Here is a 19826-nt window from a genome sequence, read left to right as displayed (position 1 = left end):
ACTCCTTCTGGAGATTAAATCACACGATCTAACGTTTTTAGTAAGGTATCAGGGTTAAAAGGTTTTACGATCCAACCTGTTGCGCCTGCTTGCTTGCCTGCCGATTTTTTCTCTGCCGACGTTTCCGTGGTTAGCATCAGTATGGGAGTAAATTTATACTGTGGATTGGTTCTCAGCATCTTAACCAGTTCTAACCCATCCATGTTCGGCATATTGACATCTGAAATCACCACATCGAAACGCTGTCCCTTGGCTTTTTTCAAAGCATCCATACCATCGTTTGCGGTCTCAACATCATAGCCGGCTTCTTTTAATGTATGACTGACCATTTGTCGAATGGACACCGAGTCATCAGCTGCCAATATTCTAGGCATAAGTTCACCTCTCTTTCCTTAGCCAAGTATTTAATTTTTATTATTACAAGATAATGCGGTATCAAGGCCCAATACAGTGGCAGCAAGTACCAATTCATCCGATATGCTTTGCCAACGAATCTCTATGCCTTTTTTCTGACAGGTGACAAACAAAGACAATAAAAGCTGTAATCCAGCCGCATCTGTTTTTTGTACTTTACTGCCATCCAACATAATGTTTTTGGTGTTCGCAATGCTATCTGAATAGCGCTTTCGAATTTCTAGCACCTGAGTAATGTCTATTGATTCAGTAAGAACGTACTCCATTGTGCCTCCCTTTCCATCCACAAGTGCCAAACAAGTAGATATAAATCCAATCACATAATAAGTGTAGCTCCTCTGCCTAAAGCGCCAGTTTTTTTTACAGTTTTTATGCACATTCTTGTACATCTGATCTTACATATTCTATTTATGATTAAAATTTATCCGCCGTCTAAGAAAGCACACACTTTTCACTCTAAGAGCCAAATGATTTCTGTGCTTTTCTATTAAGTTCATATGTCTTATTTCATTGCTGTTGTAAAACTTTTCGACTCAGTTCAATTAATTCTAGATGCCTTCTTCTCTCTCAAACCATAAAAGATAATGATAATGGTTTTCATTACTTTGTATTTTTGGGAGAGAACACCATGGAAGAACAATTTCTTCAGGAGGCGATGCATTCAGATCCGTTGATCCGAGTGAAAAACTTGTGCGTCGATTACATTACCGATAGTGGCGATTTCAGAGCTGTTAATAATGTCAGTTTTGATATTGGTAAAGGCGAGATTTTTGGACTAGCCGGAGAGTCAGGTTGCGGGAAAAGTACCATCGCGTTTGCCTTAACCCGATTACATAAGCCGCCAGCGTTTATTTCTAATGGCCAGCTGATCTTTGAAGGCCAAGATCTACTGAAGCTATCCGATAAAGAGCTGGGCATCGTACGGTGGCAACAAATTGCGATGGTATTTCAAAGTGCCATGAACTCACTCAACCCAGTGCTTCCCGTGGAAGAGCAATTTGCGGATGTACTTCGCCACCATATGGGCATGAACAACGAAGAAGCACGAGCACGAGCCGAGCAATTACTTGATCTGGTGAATATTCCAAGACACCGCTTATCCGAGTATCCCCACCAGTTTAGTGGCGGTATGCGCCAGCGCCTTGTGATTGCTATTGCTCTGAGTTTAAACCCTAAATTGATCATCATGGATGAGCCAACCACCGCGCTAGATGTGGTGGTACAACGTGAAATCCTGCAACAAATTTACAGCTTACGTGAAGAGTTTGGGTTTTCTGTACTTTTCATCACCCATGATTTGGCATTAATGAGCCAGTTGTGTGATCGCATTGCCGTGATGCGCCACGGGCAAATCGCCGAAGTGAATCACGCTCATCAAATCCGTAATAACCCTCAACATACCTACACTCAAAAACTATGGGCCTCGTTCCCTAACATTCATGAAGGTAAACACAACCGCACACCACAAGGAGCAATCGCATGAGTCAACCAATCATCCAACTAAAAAACGTGGTGAAAGATTTCTCTGTCGGCGGTGGGTTTGGCAAAAGTGAAACCTTTCGAGCATTACAAGGGATCAGTTTCGACATTCACAAAGGCAAAACATTAGCGCTGGTGGGGGAGTCCGGCTGCGGAAAAAGCACGTGTGCACGTTTGATCACCAAGGTATACCCAGCTTCTGAAGGAGAAATCCTGTTTAACGGTCGCAACATTGACGAGATCCACCGTCGTAAAGAGTTACTGGCTTATCGCAGCAAAGTACAAATGGTTTTCCAAGACCCATTTGGATCACTCAACCCAACTCACACCATTGCACACCATTTAACCCGCCCATTAAAAATTCATAAACAAATCAGCTCAGACAGTGAACTTCAGCCAAAACTAGAAGAATTGATCAATTTAGTCGAGTTAGCTCCAGACACCTTAGAAAAATTCCCACATCAACTCAGTGGGGGGCAGCGTCAGCGTGTGAACTTAGCCAGAGCCATTGCAGTAGGTGCTGAAGTCATTCTGGCCGATGAACCCACCTCTATGCTGGATGTCTCCATCCGTTTAGGGGTATTGCAATTAATGCAACGCATGAAAGAAGAAATGGGCATTGGCTTTTTGTACATAACCCACGATTTAGCGACCGCCCATTACATCGCCGAAGAAACCGCAGTAATGTATCGCGGTCAGATCGTCGAATGGGGAGATACCCAACAGATCCTACAAAACCCACAGCACCCTTACACCAAACTCTTGATCTCTGCCGTTCCGGATCCCGATCTTCCTTTTGGTGAGTTAGTTAAAACTGAACCAAACTATTCAGAGCAAGCGGATCTTATTCGAGAACAAAGTGGCCATGCGCAACCTAAATTCGAACAAGTGTCCGACAATCATTTTGTTCGAGTATGGGAAAACGCAGCATGATAACACTGTCAGATTGGTTAAGTGAGATAAGTAATTGGTATCAACAAACTGATATGCAAGATATGGATACCCTTAGCCCTCTGATCCACTCCCCACCAGAAGCGGTATGGGGGCCAGAGCTCAGCGATGAGCAAAGTAAAGCCATTGCTTGTTGGTTAGATGGGTGCTTAAGGCTATATAAGCATTACCATCAAGACATTCAAAGCGATAAGGCCTATGGCTATCTACAATTGGCGTATTCAAAACTTCAGTTTGTCGCCACTCAGCCACACGTTGATAAAGATATAAAACAATGGGCCATTAAACGTCTAGATCATTTAATAGTGTTACTGCTTGAGTTTTGTAATCAGCAACAATCGGCAAGCTGGCAGGCAGAAAGTCAAAACCAGATCGAGCTACACGTTGCATTCATGAATTCACTGCACAATATTAACCTAGAGGGCACCATGTACGCCGCTTAACCCGAGGATCGGTTTAATCAATGTAACCTTGATCATCTTTCCGTAAATGAAGAATGATCTCTCGACTTCCAATGACGGGAGATCAGTAAGGCCCGGAAAGATGATCAAGACACACTGTGATCCATCTTTATCTTCTTTATACCCTTAACAGCAAAAAAAAAGCGAGCTTTAAAAGCTCGCGAATATACTATTGCACAACAATGAAGTTAGAAAATATAACAATATGAGCCAATCTATTAGTTAGAAAGGACAAAGGTTGTCTATTCGCTACTGATAATGCCAAAGCCGATTGCACCATATGTCAGCATTAAGTCAGAGACAAGACAGTACTCTGTCAATCTTGCTTATTTTCCCATTATCATAATTCTTTGGCGACCTCATCCAATGCCAACAATACTTGTTGATCAATATGCCCCTCAAACACCAACTTACAGACTTTGCGACGTACTGCTAAACCTGAAATTAAGCGCTCAATCGACAAATGACGCTCATTAGGTTGATTATTAAAAAGTTCAACAGTTTTACTTAGCGTTTCGTACGGGATCTTTTCCCCTCCCACACGCAGCCAATCAAGCTTCTCAATCAAGCCGTGGCACTCTTCTGCAATTGAGGTCGCAGAATGCCCAGTCATAGCAGATAATGCCGTGATACTGCGCTCTAGGGCTTCTGGTGGCGTATATTTTGATAATACGATAGTTAACTCATCAGCATTGATTTCTACCAAATGCTTACGCAGTTTCACCCGACGCCCTAGTCGGCCTCCTGTTTTAGGGGCTTTTCTCTGGATCGGTTCAAATTCTCCATCAATGATCTCTGATAATTGATCCAATTTTTTACGAGGAATGATCTCATTGCGTAATGGGTTTGGCATCGTAGGAGCCATATTACGTTTGCCCTCATTGGTGGTTCGAGCACGCGAGTAACGAATGACTTCACTCGCATCACAATGAATATCAATTTGATAATCCATGACTTTACTATCTTGAACCAGCTTTTGCACCGTTAGGTGGTAACCCCATAAATTAACAGCAAAGACTTCATCGGCCACGGTTCCTTCCGCCAGTTTTTTAAGTTCACGTATTAAATCAGTTGAAAAACGTCGCCATTCAATATTACGGGCAAGCTTTTGATTTAATTCACTTAATAACATGGCATCATTAACACGACGTGACATGCGACTTCTGAAGAAAGTGTATAATTGGAATACCAAAGTGTGCTGACGTAAGATCTCAGGTGGAAATAGGAAAAAGTAATCTCGAGTTAATAACTCATCAAAAAAAGACGGTTCCCATACCAAGATATAGAGATTGGGTTTGATCTTGATCTCACCATTATCTCCTTCACGCGGGGCTTCTTCAGAAGCAGTGATCGTACGCGCTAAGAATCGAAAACGATCACTTTTAAACCCCTCAGGCATATTTTCGCTTAACCAACGACCTGTTAACTCATGCAGTTGAAAGTCTGTAAATTCAATACGATCAATGCTTTCTCGAATGGAGTCTCGGGCAGGTCCACTGTCTTTTTTCCCACGTAATGCCAATATATCAGTAATATAAATAGGAGTTTTATTTCCCATTGCCCGAGCTTGGATCTGGTAATCCTCTTGATGATGATCATGGTATTGTACGGTGAGTGTAAACAGGGCAAACAGAGTCATGAGATCATCAACGGTCATGATATTTTTTGATGATCTTGTTTCTATGATCGCTTTAGTACCTGAAATGGCGACCATGGCCTTCTGGTAATTCTTACGAGTTCGTGGGGGAGCTAACGCTTGATCAATGATCCCGGCCCAACTAGTAGGAGAAACAACAAATTGATCCGCTTCATCACGAATTGAAGGAGGAGTGCCTAAACCATGTTCATTTAATAAACTGCGATTTACTTGGGTTTGTGCTAGTGCTTTGGAACGACGTTGTTTGTCTTGTTGTTGGCTCTGCTCTGAACGTAACCCTGCGGTACCTAATAAAGAAATTAATTGAGAAGGATTAATAAAGCGATGCAGCATGGTTTTGCCTGCCAAGCCTTCTTCAAATTTCACTGGAAACTGTTGAAATAAACCAATATTTACAGCTGCACGTAAACGTTGCTGAATAGCAGCACGTGTTATTTGTCCATCTGTAGCAATAATAAGTTCTGTGGTTGATACCATGCCATCTTGGCAAGATAGACCACGAAGTGAGATCAAGTTCAGTAGTTCAAGAATGCTTTTTGTTACCCCTTTAAAATGTTGATATTGATTGATCCAATCAACAAGATTCGGTGGGATTTCAAATAAATGTCCGTCTTTATGAGATCGAGGTGATGGAATGTGGATCTTTTCTGCTGCTGATGGTTTGGTTTTTTTATTCTGTTCCATTACTCATAAAGCGTAATTTTGTCATATTTCCGAAAAGGTTAAATCAATTATCTAAGGAAATAAAGAAAAATTTTATTATTCTTTTTCACTGATCTTTAAGATTATTTTGATATAAATGATTAATATGATCTTATGATCTGAATTTTAAATCACCATTAACATACTGATTTATATGAAATTAAAAAACAGACATCTTGGAACACTGATCAAGGTACCCATGGATCCATGATCATCAAAGACTTGAAAGCATGATCATTACTTAATCGGAAGTGTGATCATAATAGGGCAGAAACCATGATCATCAATGGAATGGAAAAATGATCATGATAAGCGCACAGGTTATCCACAGGGCGAGTGGTCTCTGAGGATCTTACTGAGGCTTTTTGGGGGTTTTGAGCTGAAAAGTGCTGGGACCGATGATCATGTTGGTGTCGATCAATGGTCTTTTTTTGCTTTTTCCTGATTGTAATGCGTTTTTTGTCTCTTGGTTGGCTTTTAGTAAGATTAAAAAGAAAGTTGAAATGACACTGAGAGTAATTTAGACGCTCTTTGATAGTGTTCCGGAGATTTTGAAACAATGATCAAGTGAAGTTATGTGTATTTCAATTTTTTTGCTAATGTATTTATTGGGTTGAGTGGGTCGAAAAGGAGTAACTAACACCTTATTGTTATTACACTCTCCGTAATCCAGTCGTTATCGAGTATGCTTCCGGATAAAAAAGAGGGGTTGATATTACTTGATCATCGTTCTGGAAGTTGGATCTTTTTTCTTCTTCCTATTTGTTTGATTTTGTCGCATTTTTCCTCTTGATCATCGTCCCTATCGGCTGGAACAATGATCAAGTAATGATGGGGAGGGAGTTGGCTATTTTCTTGTTTTTATAATGTCTATGATCTTTTGTTGATAAAGGGAGCAGGCGCTATCAGCTGAAGGTGGTGGTTGCTCATTTTTCAATAGATGGGGATTTTTAGTTGAAATGACACTTCCCGTAAGACAGTGTTTGATTCATACACTTCCGAGAGTTTTACACTGTAAATTGCTCGTATTGTGACGCTGTAACAATTTTATTGTTTTTATTTTTCCCAGTCTTTTACTTCATTGTTTTGATTTATTTTTACGCGTTATTAATAAGCTTTACACCAAGATATTTACTTTATTAATTAGATCACGCTCTAATTAATCTGAGCACCTTTTTATTGAATATGATAATAATTGCTGTACAATTTTCTTTAATTTGAAAATGGTGGCGATTATGAATAGAGAACAAACAATTGACAATTTGCTCACGATAGCCGAGCAAACCAAACAAGTTCAGTCTGATCGAATTGAGATTGTGCTCGAAGAGCGCAAAGATGATCACTTTCCTCCGATGTCCAAAGCTTTGATGGAAACTCGCTCAGGTCTGACTCGTCGTAAACTGGATGAAGCTATTTCTAGAATGGAAGCGGAAGGGCACCAATTTACTAAAAATAACGCAAACCATTATTCAATTAGTTTAGGTGAAGCTCACATGCTGATGGACGCGGCAAAAGTGCCTGCTTTCCATGAGCTAAAAAGAAACAGTAATAATAAGCCTTGGGTGGTTAACGTACAGAACCAAAAAGGTGGTACAGGTAAATCCATGACAGCGGTACATTTAGCCGCTTGTTTGGCGTTAAACTTAGAAAAGCGCTACCGTATTTGTTTAATTGACTTGGATCCCCAGGGCTCATTACGTTTGTTTTTGAACCCTCAAATCAGTGTTAACGAGCATGATACTATCTATTCAGCTGTGGATGTGATGCTGGATAATGTGCCTGAAGACGAGCCTGTCGATCGTGATTTTCTTCATCGCAATGTGTTGTTATCCACCCAATACCCGAACCTGAAAACCATTTCTGCTTTCCCTGAAGATGCCATGTTTAATGCCGAAGCGTGGCAGCACTTGTCCATGAATCAATCGCTCGACATTGTTCAGTTATTAAAAGAAAAAGTTATCGATCCTATTTCGGACGATTTTGACATTATCATGATTGATACCGGTCCTCATGTGGATCCATTAGTATGGAACGCCATGTACGCGTCCAATTCATTGATCATTCCTTGTGCTGCTAAACGTTTAGACTGGGCTTCTACGGTGAACTTTTTCCAGCATTTACCTACTGTGTATGAGATGTTCCCTGAAGATTGGCATGGCTTAGAGTTTGTACGCTTGATGCCAACCATGTTTGAAGATGATAATAAAAAGCAAGTCTCGGTTCTGACGGAAATGAATTATCTACTGGGTGAGCAAGTGATGATGGCTACGATCCCTCGTAGTCGTGCTTTTGAAACTTGTGCAGACACTTATAGTACTGTCTTTGATTTAACAGCGAGTGATTTTGAAGGTGGTAAAAAAACGTTAGCAACAGCGCAAGATGCTGTTCAAAAGAGTGCCCTTGAGCTAGAGCGTGTGCTTCATAGTAATTGGGCTTCATTAAATCAGGAGTAAGATGAAAGATTATGGCTCTAAAAACCTCCGATCTTAATGCCAAACTTTTCGGTAAAGCGAATAAACGCCGAGCAACCACACCCGTGGAAGCACAGCAAGCAGTCAAAGCGCAGACCCAAGTTATCGAGTTAGCCGTTGCTGGCCAAGATTTAGTGTCGTTTGAATTAAAAAAAATCCCAGCTGATCAGATTGATTCAAAAACCGTGGTGTTTGCCCAGAATTCTCGTGAGCAGTCTTTTTTAACTGAGCATGCGTTGTCTGATATTTTAACGACCTTAAAAGAGCGCGGTCAGCAATATCCGGCAGTAGGGCGGATTGGTCAAAATGGCATGATTGAAGTTCTTGATGGTAGTCGCCGTCGAATGTCATGTATTTTGGCTCAGCAAGATTTCTTAATTTATGTGGCTAAAGACATAAATTCTGAGCATGCCAAGTTTTTGTCAGATGTGGCTAATGCCCATAAGCCGCTTTCTTTGTTTGAACGTGGTAAAGAAATGCAGGCGCTGTTGGCCAGCGGCAAAGCATCGGATCAAAAAGAGTTAGCCAAATTGTGTCAATGCAGTGAAGCCTTAGTGAGTGGGGCTTTAAAAGCCGCTACGCTCCCGTTGGTTTTATTGCAGGCTTATCCATCAGTTGGCGAACTTGGTCGCCCAACCATAGTGAAGCTGCATAAACTCTATTCTGGATTAACTGACGAACAGAAAGAGATGCTACTGGCACAATGTTATGATCAACACGGTTATGCATGGCAAAAAATTGATGGTCAAGGTGTTGCTCGAATTACCAAAGAAGTGACAACCTTGATAGAAAAGTGGATTGAAGAGCTTCAGCCACCAAAGCAAAAACCAAAAACAAGCAAATCTGAATTGATCAAAGGGCGTGCAAGCTATGTCCGAAAAGGCGATTCGTTGACGCTTGATCTGAAAAAAATAGACGACAGTCAAATGGATGATATTTTGAATTTCATCCAAGCTCAATTGGGTTAACTTTCATTTCTAAGGCCGCGTTCTGCGGCCTTTTTTATTTCAGTGGCCGTAATACTCAACTCAGTAGTTTGTTATTATACAAACATTCCTATTTACTGAGATTTTCTCCATGCAAGCCCATCTTTCTTTTTTCTCTTCTCTTCATCAGCAAGCCCAAATGGCGAACGTTCGTTACTGCATCGTACTACGCGGAGAGCAAGTGTGGGCCGAACAATGGTTGCTTGAATTTTATGACACCACCTTCAATGATGTTCAATCTGTGGCGTGGTTAGGTAAGAAACGTACTGATGACTTTCATTCGTTGACCATTAAACAAGGCGCTCAATTATTAGGAAGAGAGTCAATGGGGCTTGTTTATGATGCGCATGAAGGCTTTGATGCTAACAGCTTTAATGCGGCCACTGGAACTTTAGTGGGGGGCGGGTTATGTTTTTTATGTTTGCCACCACAGAAAAATACGTCGCCTGACAGGTTTTCGACGTGGTTTGAGCGTCAAATGGAAGCGCACAATGTTGTGATTGTTGAGCAGGGTTTACCATTACCACAATTGCCTCCGTCGCTACCCAACCATCAACCTCATGAACCATTGCAATATCAGTGTTGTCATCAAGAGCAGTTAGATGCTGTTGAAGGGATCATTCGAGTGGTGACAGGGCATCGCAAGCGTCCTTTGGTATTAACGGCAGACCGAGGACGAGGGAAATCTGCAGCCTTAGGTATCGCTGCCGCGCAATTAATGCAATCTCGTTCGATTCGTATTCTGATCACTGCCCCTTCATTCAAAGCTGTCGGCTCTGTTTTCGAGCATGCGCTTCGTTTACTGCCTTCGACTGCTTTCAGTCAAAATAAAACCATTTCTTTTGCAGGCAGTACACTTGATTTTATTGCGCCTGATGAATTGCTATTGTCTCCGCAAGAAGCGGATCTGGTTCTCGTTGATGAAGCAGCTGTTATCCCAGAAGCGATGTTGACTCAGTTTCTGAATCGATACAGCCGAATGGCCTTTTCTAGCACCATTCATGGTTATGAGGGAACTGGCCGAGGGTTTGCGATTAAGTTTCAGCAATCTTTGAATGAGCTGACTCCTAACTGGCGAAAAGTGTCGTTATCGACTCCTGTTCGTTGGGCTGATCATGATCCGTTAGAGCAATGGTTATTTGATGTGTTTTTATTTAATGCTGATTTGGCTGGGTTGGGTGAGCCTACAGAAAGGGAGCTTGCTGATATTCGCATTGAATTAATGGACAAATCAGATTTGGTGGCTGATACACAACGTTTAGGTCAGCTGTTTTCTATTTTGGTGAATGCGCATTATCAAACCTCTCCCAATGATCTTGTGCAGATGCTGAATGACGAAGCTGTTGATGTATGGGCAGTGTATGCTGGCTCAAATATTATTGGGTGCAGCATTCTTTGCCAAGAAGGGGGGCTAGAGCCGGAGTTAGTACAACAAATCGTGTTGGGAGCTCGCCGTCCTGCCGGTCACTTGATTCCTTCGTCCATTGCTAATTATCTGCAGCTTCCTCAAGCTGCCATAGAACGATGTGTCCGTATCATGAGAATCGCTCTTCACCCTCGTTTTCAGAACCATGGTATTGGCTCGTCAATATTGACTCAGTTAGCGCAGCATTACCGCATTATGGGATTTGATTATCTTGGTACCAGCTTTGGCGCGACAGCTGATTTATTGAATTTTTGGTTTTCAAATGGTTTTACCCCAGTACGTTTAGGGGTGAGTCGAGATCAGGCCAGCGGCACTTTTTCGTTATTAGCCGTTTCTCCACTTTCTTCGTCATCATCACGCTGGCTTGTGGAGGCTCAGCAGCAATTTGGCTTTATGTTTTCTTCTCAGCTTGTGGAGCAGTACCGCGCATTAGAGCCCAAGCTCGTGAATATATTATTGACTGCTACTCCAGCAGCTTCAACGGAGCCTTTACCTTCCTCTTTACAGAGGTTAATAAAGGGCTACGCAGATGGGCGGTTAGGGTATGATTTAGTGATTGGGGCGTTAGAGCCTGCGTTTTATCGTGCTGCAAAACATTTAGACTCATCAGACAGCCTCTCCTTATTAGCGATACGAAAAATATGCCAGCGTCACAGTTGGCGAGAGTTGTGTGAAGAGTTCTCGCTTCAAGGTCGACGCCAGGCAGAGGGCCAGTTAAGAAAGTTTACCCAAGATATTCTATTACCTCTGCTTTAGTTTTTCCTTTTTCTCTAATTTACAGTGTAAATTCTTGAACCAATTTACACTGTAAATCCCCCTAAAGTTCCATCGTTAAATTGTCACACTTACGAGACAGCTCATAGTTTCATTTTTGATATTGATAGCAGGATCACTACTTGAACCAAGGTCTCGCTTTATAAATGGAGTTTAACGGAGAAGCTGTTTTATTATTAAGAACTGAAATACCAAAATTGGGATTATTGATTAGACTTACAGTTAGTACCGCTAGTCCCATAAGTGAGAACAACTAGGACGTTTTATGATAGATACATTGCTTCGGCTTTCTGAGGATAAAAATTCATTATGTGTTCACTTACCTGAGCATATTGAATTAGAAGACTCTTACCAACCTGAAGATGTAGTAAATGCGCTTCCTCTGTTTGAGGCGGGCGGTTTTTATGTGGTTGAAGAGGCTGTCGCTGAGTTATTAGCGGCAGTTAAAGCGGGTGAGTTTGATTCCATCGAATCACTTACTATTGCTGAGCGCCGTGATACTTTAGTTAGCGTCGTGATGGATGATGATCAAATGTCTGCATCCCTTCATGTTACAGGGGCTTATGGTGGCAACCCACCAACAGGCAATTTGTTATTGGCGTTATTGGCTGAGTATCGCATCACTAAAGGAGTGAACAAGAAAGCGTTAAAAATGGTGTTAGAGAAAAGTAAGATGCTAGCACCCGGTGAAGAAAAGACTTTTGAGGTTGCCCGAGGAAAACCCGCAAAGGCAGGCACAAATTCAACGTTTGTGGCTTTGGTGGATGATGTACGTGAACGTGTGTTACGTCCGCAAGGCGATGAAGATGGTCAAGTGGATATGCGTGACTTGGGTGACATTACGACCATTGCTGAAGGTACGCCTGTTATGAAGCGTATTCAGGCCACTAAGGGCGTGGATGGCATGAGTGTCACTGGTAATGTGCTTCAAGCTGAAAATGGTAAAGAGGTCCCATTTAAGCTTAATAATGGCACCGCTGTGAGTGAAGATGATACCAATATGCTGATAGCCACCATGGCAGGGTTACCTTGGATACACGAAGACGGTATTGAGATTGATGACTCTTTAACGATGAAGAGTGTAGATGTTGGTACTGGTCATGTGAAATTTAAAGGCAGTATCATTATTGAAGGGGACGTGTCTCCAGGGATGAAGGTAGAAGCTGAAGGCAACGTAATGGTAGGAGGCTTTGTTGAGTCGGCCTTGATTAAAGCCGGTGGTGATATTGTGGTGATGAAAGGCATCATAGGTCATCAAGTGGAAGAAGACGAGCCGATGTCGTGTAAGTTGGAAGCGGGCAATAATATTACGGCGAAGTTTTCTCAGTACGCGGAGCTTAAAGCTGGGTTGGATATTAAGTTGACGTTGCATGCCATGCATTGCCGAATTTCTTGCAGTGGTAGCCTAGTGGTGATGGACGCCACAGAAAAAAGTGGAACATTAAGTGGGGGCACTATTGAAGTAACTAAGGCCATCACAACGGTTAATTTGGGATCCTTGGCTGGTACTCACACGACCGTAAGTGCCTTTACGGATTATAATGAGCATCGTGAAGCGCTGTCTGTTTTTCAAAAAGCGTATGATGAAGAGCAACAACAGTTAGCCAAGGCGACTGAAGCCGAATTAAAATTAACAAAGTTACCTGAAAATAAACGATCTGAAGAGCTCGTTGAAAAGATTAAACAGTTTAAGAGTCATCATAAAAGTGAGCTGGCTGCGTGCCATAGCCGTTTAAGCTTGCAACAGAAAAAGCTCGATACCATGATGCGTGAAAACATCATTGAAGTGAAAAATAGGATTTACAGTGGTGTGATGATCCAGTTCTCTCAAGAACGTTTGATGACTAAACGAGAACACAGCCCGAGCAGAGTATTATTTGATGGTTATGAAATTAAAATTGATCCGATGACAACAAAAAAGACAAATCAGCAACCCCCGCAATAACACGCCTTAATTGATTTCCTCCTAATAAGGCTTCTCTCTTTCAATCTAAGAAGAGCAGAAGCCTTAAACTATTTCTCACCTTTTCTTTTCTGCTGATACACTGCACTTTACTAACATAACAATGAACGACTCAGTGAATGGCACCATGCCGTTCTTTCGATTTACACTGTAAATCAGGCTTCTTCATAATAATTATTCATACCAACTCTGAAATAAAATATTGGCTGATCGTGTCTACTGTTTTTATAACAATAATAACTCAATGACAGATTGGTCTAGGGGATTTTTATGGCGTTTACACAATACAATAAAAAGGCGACATTATTTCACTATCTGCTTGCGGGAGGGCTGTACGGTGCTTACGGGGGAAAAGTATGCCCATTTCTTGATACTTTATCTCTGCAATACATTCTAAGTCATGTGGCCATTGTATTTTTTATTCTTACTAGTATGCGTTTTATGGTGACTCAACACTGGCTTTCCATGAAGCACACCGATCTATTAAAGCTGGATATTTTGTTGTTTGGCAGTATGGGAGTCGTACTGGCGGTTTGGTTTAATACTTATCATGACTTTCCTATCGACAGTAATGCGAAAGTTGTTTTTGGTATGGTGACGTTAGGAATTCTGACGGGCAGTAATTTATCTTTAATGCACCGTTATGAAGAGTTTGTTTGCCGTATTAAACATAACCAACTTACGATGTTGCAAGTCGGCGCTAAAGAATCCATTGCAAAAAAACTGGTGATGTTAATTATTTTATTGCTACTGACTTTGACTACGGTACTTACCATGGTCGCAGTCAAAGATTTGTATTGGTTGCAAGAGCATGTCGACAAACTCCTAGATGGCTCAGCACGCGTGAGTGTGATTAAAGAGTTTGTGTATGTTACCGCTGTCATGGTGGGCTATACCATCATGATCATGGCAAGCTGGGTCAAGTTATTGGATTTGACCTTATTGAAACAACAAGAAGTGTTGCAGAAAGTGGCTGATGGTGACATGGACGTTCGAGTACCTGTGTTTGCCAATGATGAGCTAGGACATATTGCTGGGTTAACTAATAATATGCTGAATGAACTTCAGCAAACCCAACAAGAAGTGATGGATACGCGAGATGTGGCTATTATCGGTTTATCGGCTTTGGCTGAGTCTCGTGATAATGAAACAGGCGCACATATTTTGCGTACGCAGGAATACGTCAAAGCGTTGGCTCAAGAGCTGGCGATGAAACCTGCGTATCAGTCATTGCTGACTCCAAGTTATATTGATCTACTTTACAAATCTGCACCCTTGCACGATGTCGGTAAAGTTGGGATCCCTGATGCGATTTTATTAAAGCCGGGTAAGTTGACCGATGATGAATTTGAAATTATGAAAAAACATCCAGAGATCGGTGCGGAGGCACTCTCGATTGCAGAGCAGCAAATGGGAGAAAGCTCCTTTTTAAGTGTGGCACGAGAGATTGCTCATACGCATCATGAAAAATGGGATGGCTCTGGATACCCACAGGGCTTAATTGGCGATGCCATACCGCTCTCAGGGCGTTTGATGGCGTTAGCCGATGTGTATGATGCCTTGATCTCAAAACGTGTTTATAAGCCCGCTTTTAGCCATGAAAAAGCAAAAGCAATTATTTTAGAAGGGGAAGGGACACATTTTGATCCTGATGTGATTACTGCCTTCTTGACTGTGGAAGACGAATTTAAGCATATCGCTGGGCGGATTCAGGACAAAGAGGGTGAAGTACCTGAAAAGGTTTAATTTGAGAAAATAAAAAGGGCGATTACGTGACAACGTAATCGCCCTTTTTGTTTGGTTAATATGGAGTGTATTATTGATTGACTGCTCGTATTTTTCCTTCTCGTAAGCTGCGCAATACGGCTTCTTTTGGACCATCGGCAATGATTAAACCGTGCTCCATTACAATCACACGATCAACCACATCCAACATACTGGTTTTGTGAGTGATTAAAATCAGAGTTTCTTCTTTTTTCAGTCGAGCCAATTGCTGCTTGATGTGAAGCTCTGTGCGGTTATCCATACTACTGGTTGGTTCATCCAGTAAGAGAACTGGCGGGCGGCCTAATAAAGCACGTGCAATGGCAACAGCTTGTTTTTGGCCACCAGATAGGAATTGGCCACCTTCACCGACCTGACGCTCAAGGCCTGCCGGATCCGTTTGGGTAAACGCGGTGACACCTGCGCGGTTGGCAGCATCCATTACTTCACGGTCGTCGAGCAGTGGTCGACCTAATGTGATGTTGTCTCGTATTGAACCGTAAAACAGCATCAGATCTTGTGGTACACAGCCAATGTTGCGTCTAACATCGATGTGATGCAATTGGGAGATATCCGTATCGTCAATACGCACTGAGCCCCTTGTGGGCTTGTATAGGCCCATGATGAGACGTTCTAGAGTGGTTTTACCTGCACCAATACGACCGATGATCGCTACTTTTTCTCCTGGTTGAATGGTAAGGCTGAGATCTCGAACGGAAGCCACTTCACTGTTCGGGTACTGGAAGCTCACTCTATCAAGCTCTACTTTACCTTGGATGATCGGCCTATGGATGTAGCGTTTTCCTTCTTCTTGTTCATCAGGCATTGCCATTAACTGTTCAATAATGGTCATGGCGGATTTGGCTTGGTTGTAGCGAGTCGATAGTAAGGAAAGCTGTACCAAAGGCCCAATGGCTTTACCACTTAGCATGGTTGCGGCAATTAACCCACCCATGGTGAACTCACCATCCGAGATTAAGTAGACGCCTAAAATGATCATTCCCACGTTAGCGGCTTGTTGAACAAAACCAGCCACATTTTGAACGGAATCGGTAATCCGGCGAGTTTTGATGTTCCAGTTTGACATATGAGCCACAGCTTCTTCCCAGCGGTACTGAAACTGGCTTTGCGCACCATACAGCTTAATGGTTTCTAATCCCATCAGGCTTTCGATTAGATTAGCGTACTTTTGCGAGGCTAAACGGGAACCTTCTTCTATTGAACGTCTTAGAGGTGCTTGTATTAAGTAACTATGAATTATAAGAAGTAATACACCAATGATCGGCACCAGTACCAGTGGGCCTGCCATTAACCAAATAATAAAAAGGAACAATAGGGCAAAAGGCAGATCAATCAGTGAAGAAACGGTAGCAGAAGTGAAAAATTCGCGAATAGACTCAAATTCTTGTAAGTGACGAGCAAATGCCCCAACTGATTCAGGGCGAGATTCCATTCGCACCCCCATCACTTTGCTGAAAATATTGGATGAGATCAGAAGATCGGACTTTTTACCGGCCACATCAATAAAGTAGCTGCGAAGTAATTTTAAGATCAGATCAAATAAAAAGATGATCCCAATGCCAGAAGATAATACCCAAAGAGATTCGAAGGCGAGGTTCGGAACGACTTTATCGTAAACCAAGCGGGTAAACATGGGGCTGGCAATGGCAAATAGGTTGATCAGTATCGACGCGATAAAGACATCACGGTAAATACTTTTTGATTCCCATAACGTGCTCCAAAACCAATGCCCATCACGCGTTTTTAGGATTTCTGGGGAACGGTCATCATAACGAAATAATTTTTTTAACAGAAACAAACGGCCGGTGTAGAGGGCCTCTAGTTCTTCAAACGGTAACCATTTTTGCATGAGATCGGCCTGCGGAAGTACCACCTCGGCTTCTTTTTTCTCATGATCGATGGATAACAAAACACACGACTCACCGTCTTTTAGTAGTAAAACGGCAGGCAGTATAAGAGGGGATATGTTTTCTAATGAGGTTTGATTTTCTTTGGCAATCAGTCCGGCGCGCTCAGCGGCACGCGGAACAAGAAAAGGCGTTAATTTACCATCCGCTAGAGGAAGCCCCGAAATCAGAGCTTCTGGTGAGTTTGCTAACCCATAATAACGGCTGACATAAACTAAAGAATGTAACAGCGCATCTTTCATTTAGTCACTGGTCTCCATTTGCTTCTGCTCAAAAATAAACCCTTGGAAAGCATTCACAAAGTGCTCTGATAGTGTTGTTAACTGGGCTTCTGTTTCTACACGAGTGGCGATGGTGGTGATATCTAGGTTATGCGCGGTACGAGAGATGGAAGCCAGCACATTACGTTGCTGCTCATTTTCAAGCTCACCAGTGTAGACAAAATCAATCTTTACGTAATTCGGTCTAAATTCGGTTAAATAATCCAAAGAATGGAAATGACGGCCGTAATTATCGACACCAAAGGTGAAACCACGTTGTCTGATCACATCACACAGTAAGCCTGCATGGTCGGCGTAGTTCACAAACAAAGATTCTGGGATTTCAAATTGAATTTGAGACGCTAAGGCGGCTTGATGATCTAAGAAATGGTTTAACCAACGAACAAAAGTAGGGTTGGTGACACTGCTTTGAGTCAGGTTAATGGCAACAGGGCCTATATTTTCTTCGTTATGAAGCTTTTGCACCATGTGCTCAATGACATAACGGTCAAACATTTCCCCTTGATCTAATTGTTCTATGGCAGAGAGGAATTGCCCCGCTGAGTAATAGGTGTTGTTTTTACTGATCGCAGTAAAGACCTCACTGTGGATTAAAGTCCCTTTACTGTCTGATACTTTTTGGAATTTGAAACTGAATTGGTGGTTAGCAATGGCTTCCATAACAATGGTTTTCCACTGTTGTTTACCAATAGCTTGGCTGTCTGTTGACTGTTGAACGAGAGCTACCGGGTTACTCGGGTTTTGACCTGCTTGAGATAGCGCGTTATCGGCCAAAGAGAGTAGGGTGCCCACTTCTTTGTGACCTGTGTTAAAAACGAGACCGACCTGAGCATTCAGTGGGGCTGAGCCTGTTGGGTCTGGTTGTAAATCATCAACACAATAAAGAATGTTCTCTCCTAAGATACGCAGTTCTTCAATGGAGACGCTGGGAGCGAGAAAGGCAAATTCAGCTTCACCTAAGCGCGCGATAGTGGCTTCAGGCATGTTTACTGCCACTTTTAAGCTATTTGCGAGCTTTTCAATGGCATTGTCGCCAGCTTGGTAGCCTTGGTTTTCATAAAGCGACTGAATGTGGTCCACTTTCAGTAACGCCATACCACCATGACCCGACTCGGCTAACCACGTTTTTAGCTGCCCCATGAAATAACTGCGGTTTCCAAGCCCTGAAATTGGGTCTTGATAAGCGCGCTCACGTAAACGATCGGCTTCTTTTGCTTGCTCTTCAAAGTGCAGTTGCAGTTGGCTCGACATTTTATTAATGCCTTTTACTACCGAAACTAAGTCTGATGTTCTTGGTAGAGGAAGTGGCTCACCAAATTGATTTTCAGTGATTTGACGTGTCTTTAAGGTAATGGCTTTGAGTGGCTTTAAAGCGTAACCCAGTAATAACGATACCATGACAGCGGTTAAGGCAAAAATAAAGAGAAACCCTGTCACAAGCTGGTTCATTGCTTGCCATAGTTGTTGATAAGCATAGCCGGGATGACCAATGATCTCGACTTCGGCAAGCTGTAACCATCCGCTGGTTAAGACGCGACTGTCGGTGATGGTTCTAAATAAATCTAGGTTGGTAAACCACTCAGGCACACCTTCGATAGTGGTTGGGTAGGTTCGGATGATCTCATCGCCCGTGCGAAGCATGGTTAACCGTACGGCTTTGTAGTAACCACCATCAAATAAGGCATTGATCACGGACTCCGCGGCCACCGTATCGTCTGATTCAAGGTAAGGTGATAGCGCTAACCCCATGGAGTTAACGGTGTTGTTGATCTCAGACATTTGCTGAGACTCTAAAAATTGGCGAGTGGTATTAAACTCGACAACAAAAACAGAGGTAACAAGCAGTATGAAAACCGCGAGCATCCATGTTAGAAGTTGTTTATACAAGGTCATAGTGGTTACCCATCATAGTTTTGAATAGGTTTATTAAACTGCTCGGCTTTGTTTCGTGAGCGAAGATCATTCCAAAGTTTCAAGCGGGAAGATTTACCTGCAAGCGTACCGCTACCTTTTTCTTTCATGAGCCACAGTTGGCTACCATTAAAGCTATAAATAGGAAGTAAATCAGTACGTTGTGACGCAGGTTTAATTGTGCCATTTATGTTGTCGAGCAGTATTGGCTCTGAGGATGGTGTTTTGTAGTAAGCAACAACCATATGGAATTGATTCAGCTCAATGGCTTTTACATACACTAATCTTAGCTTTTTATCGTCAACGCCTAGTTCGCGTAAAGAGAAGTATTTGGCAATACTAAAGTCTTCACAGTCCCCGGCGTTACTGCCAAGAAATTCGAGTGGTGTTGCCCAGTAGTCTGTTTTCCCCCATAAATCGATGTCATTAACAAAATAGAGCTGATTGAAAAAATCATTAATGGCTTCGAGTTTTTTTGATTCAGGTAAGTTCTTCGAGTCTTCAATCAATTCGCGCCAAGCGGTGACGCGTTTTCCGGCTCGATCGCCATAAAATTGAGAGACTTTTGAAATCCAGGTGCGTTCTTGGTCCGTTAGCGCAATGGCACTAACGGAGGCAAGAAGCAAAATGATGATCAGAGGCCAAGCTTTCATACTTT

General features: G+C 42.4%; 14 protein-coding genes. 8 read left to right on the top strand and 6 right to left on the bottom strand.

What is annotated here, in order from left to right; genetic code table 11:
* Nucleotides 1-14: 14 nt before the first annotated feature.
* A complete protein-coding gene (locus tag MHO82_RS13770; protein WP_239184532.1) occupies nt 15-374 on the bottom strand; it encodes a response regulator in 360 nt (119 codons plus the stop codon).
* A gap of 30 nt (nt 375-404) precedes the next feature.
* Nucleotides 405-803, bottom strand: a complete 399-nt coding sequence (locus MHO82_RS13765; protein ID WP_343299970.1) for an STAS domain-containing protein — start codon at nt 801-803, stop codon at nt 405-407.
* A 239-nt stretch (nt 804-1042) separates the two neighbouring features.
* Here MHO82_RS13765 and MHO82_RS13760 point away from each other — a divergent pair, with 239 nt between their 5' ends.
* From MHO82_RS13760 to MHO82_RS13750, 3 genes are read left to right on the top strand one after another with little or no spacing between them, the layout of a single operon-like run.
* On the top strand, nt 1043-1897 hold the full coding sequence (locus MHO82_RS13760; protein WP_239184530.1) for an ABC transporter ATP-binding protein: 855 nt from the start codon (nt 1043-1045) through the stop codon (nt 1895-1897).
* Nucleotides 1894-2826, top strand: a complete 933-nt coding sequence (locus MHO82_RS13755; protein WP_239184529.1) for an ATP-binding cassette domain-containing protein — start codon at nt 1894-1896, stop codon at nt 2824-2826. The genes MHO82_RS13760 and MHO82_RS13755 overlap by 4 nt, the downstream gene beginning before the upstream one ends.
* Entirely contained in the window at nt 2823-3287 is a 465-nt protein-coding gene (locus MHO82_RS13750; protein ID WP_239184528.1) for a transcriptional regulator, read from the top strand. The genes MHO82_RS13755 and MHO82_RS13750 overlap by 4 nt, the downstream gene beginning before the upstream one ends.
* A 358-nt stretch (nt 3288-3645) precedes the next feature.
* On the opposite strand, the gene MHO82_RS13745 is transcribed toward MHO82_RS13750, so the two are convergent.
* On the bottom strand, nt 3646-5646 hold the full coding sequence (locus tag MHO82_RS13745) for a replication initiator protein RctB domain-containing protein (RefSeq protein WP_239184527.1): 2001 nt from the start codon (nt 5644-5646) through the stop codon (nt 3646-3648).
* 1253 nt (nt 5647-6899) lie between these two features.
* Here MHO82_RS13745 and MHO82_RS13740 point away from each other — a divergent pair.
* From MHO82_RS13740 to MHO82_RS13720, 5 genes are all read left to right on the top strand, one after another.
* On the top strand, nt 6900-8117 hold the full coding sequence (locus MHO82_RS13740) for an AAA family ATPase (RefSeq protein ID WP_239184526.1): 1218 nt from the start codon (nt 6900-6902) through the stop codon (nt 8115-8117).
* 11 nt (nt 8118-8128) lie between these two features.
* Complete coding sequence (locus MHO82_RS13735) at nt 8129-9103, top strand: ParB/RepB/Spo0J family partition protein (RefSeq protein ID WP_239184525.1); 975 nt, start codon at nt 8129-8131, stop codon at nt 9101-9103.
* Between the two features lie 109 nt (nt 9104-9212).
* The gene (locus tag MHO82_RS13730; RefSeq protein ID WP_239184524.1) at nt 9213-11303 is read left to right on the top strand and encodes a GNAT family N-acetyltransferase; all 2091 of its coding nucleotides are present in this window, start codon (nt 9213-9215) and stop codon (nt 11301-11303) included.
* Between the two features lie 283 nt (nt 11304-11586).
* Nucleotides 11587-13266, top strand: a complete 1680-nt coding sequence (locus tag MHO82_RS13725; protein ID WP_239184523.1) for a FapA family protein — start codon at nt 11587-11589, stop codon at nt 13264-13266.
* Nucleotides 13267-13554: 288 nt separating this feature from the next.
* Nucleotides 13555-15030, top strand: coding sequence for an HD domain-containing phosphohydrolase (locus tag MHO82_RS13720; protein ID WP_239184522.1), 1476 nt, complete (start codon nt 13555-13557; stop codon nt 15028-15030).
* Nucleotides 15031-15100: 70 nt separating this feature from the next.
* On the opposite strand, the gene MHO82_RS13715 is transcribed toward MHO82_RS13720, so the two are convergent.
* The 3 genes from MHO82_RS13715 to MHO82_RS13705 are packed head-to-tail and all read right to left on the bottom strand — an operon-like array spanning nt 15101 to nt 19821.
* Entirely contained in the window at nt 15101-17218 is a 2118-nt protein-coding gene (locus tag MHO82_RS13715) for a type I secretion system permease/ATPase (protein WP_239184521.1), read from the bottom strand.
* Nucleotides 17219-19150 (bottom strand): EAL domain-containing protein, encoded by a 1932-nt coding sequence (locus MHO82_RS13710; RefSeq protein WP_239184520.1) that lies wholly within the window; start codon nt 19148-19150, stop codon nt 17219-17221.
* Nucleotides 19151-19155: 5 nt separating this feature from the next.
* A complete protein-coding gene (locus MHO82_RS13705; RefSeq protein WP_239184519.1) occupies nt 19156-19821 on the bottom strand; it encodes a transglutaminase-like cysteine peptidase in 666 nt (221 codons plus the stop codon).
* Nucleotides 19822-19826: the final 5 nt, after the last annotated feature.

Source organism: Vibrio sp. Of7-15 (assembly GCF_022347565.1).
Classification (GTDB): domain Bacteria; phylum Pseudomonadota; class Gammaproteobacteria; order Enterobacterales; family Vibrionaceae; genus NORP241.
This window is presented reverse-complemented; position numbering and strand designations above follow the sequence as displayed.

Coding starts and splice junctions, on each gene's coding strand:
- MHO82_RS13770 (WP_239184532.1), bottom strand. CDS start 374: ATGCCTAGAATATTGGCAGCTGATGACTCGGTGTCCATTCGACAAATG.
- MHO82_RS13765 (WP_343299970.1), bottom strand. CDS start 803: ATGTACAAGAATGTGCATAAAAACTGTAAAAAAAACTGGCGCTTTAGG.
- MHO82_RS13760 (WP_239184530.1), top strand. CDS start 1,043: ATGGAAGAACAATTTCTTCAGGAGGCGATGCATTCAGATCCGTTGATC.
- MHO82_RS13755 (WP_239184529.1), top strand. CDS start 1,894: ATGAGTCAACCAATCATCCAACTAAAAAACGTGGTGAAAGATTTCTCT.
- MHO82_RS13750 (WP_239184528.1), top strand. CDS start 2,823: ATGATAACACTGTCAGATTGGTTAAGTGAGATAAGTAATTGGTATCAA.
- MHO82_RS13745 (WP_239184527.1), bottom strand. CDS start 5,646: ATGGAACAGAATAAAAAAACCAAACCATCAGCAGCAGAAAAGATCCAC.
- MHO82_RS13740 (WP_239184526.1), top strand. CDS start 6,900: ATGAATAGAGAACAAACAATTGACAATTTGCTCACGATAGCCGAGCAA.
- MHO82_RS13735 (WP_239184525.1), top strand. CDS start 8,129: ATGGCTCTAAAAACCTCCGATCTTAATGCCAAACTTTTCGGTAAAGCG.
- MHO82_RS13730 (WP_239184524.1), top strand. CDS start 9,213: ATGCAAGCCCATCTTTCTTTTTTCTCTTCTCTTCATCAGCAAGCCCAA.
- MHO82_RS13725 (WP_239184523.1), top strand. CDS start 11,587: ATGATAGATACATTGCTTCGGCTTTCTGAGGATAAAAATTCATTATGT.
- MHO82_RS13720 (WP_239184522.1), top strand. CDS start 13,555: ATGGCGTTTACACAATACAATAAAAAGGCGACATTATTTCACTATCTG.
- MHO82_RS13715 (WP_239184521.1), bottom strand. CDS start 17,218: ATGAAAGATGCGCTGTTACATTCTTTAGTTTATGTCAGCCGTTATTAT.
- MHO82_RS13710 (WP_239184520.1), bottom strand. CDS start 19,150: ATGACCTTGTATAAACAACTTCTAACATGGATGCTCGCGGTTTTCATA.
- MHO82_RS13705 (WP_239184519.1), bottom strand. CDS start 19,821: ATGAAAGCTTGGCCTCTGATCATCATTTTGCTTCTTGCCTCCGTTAGT.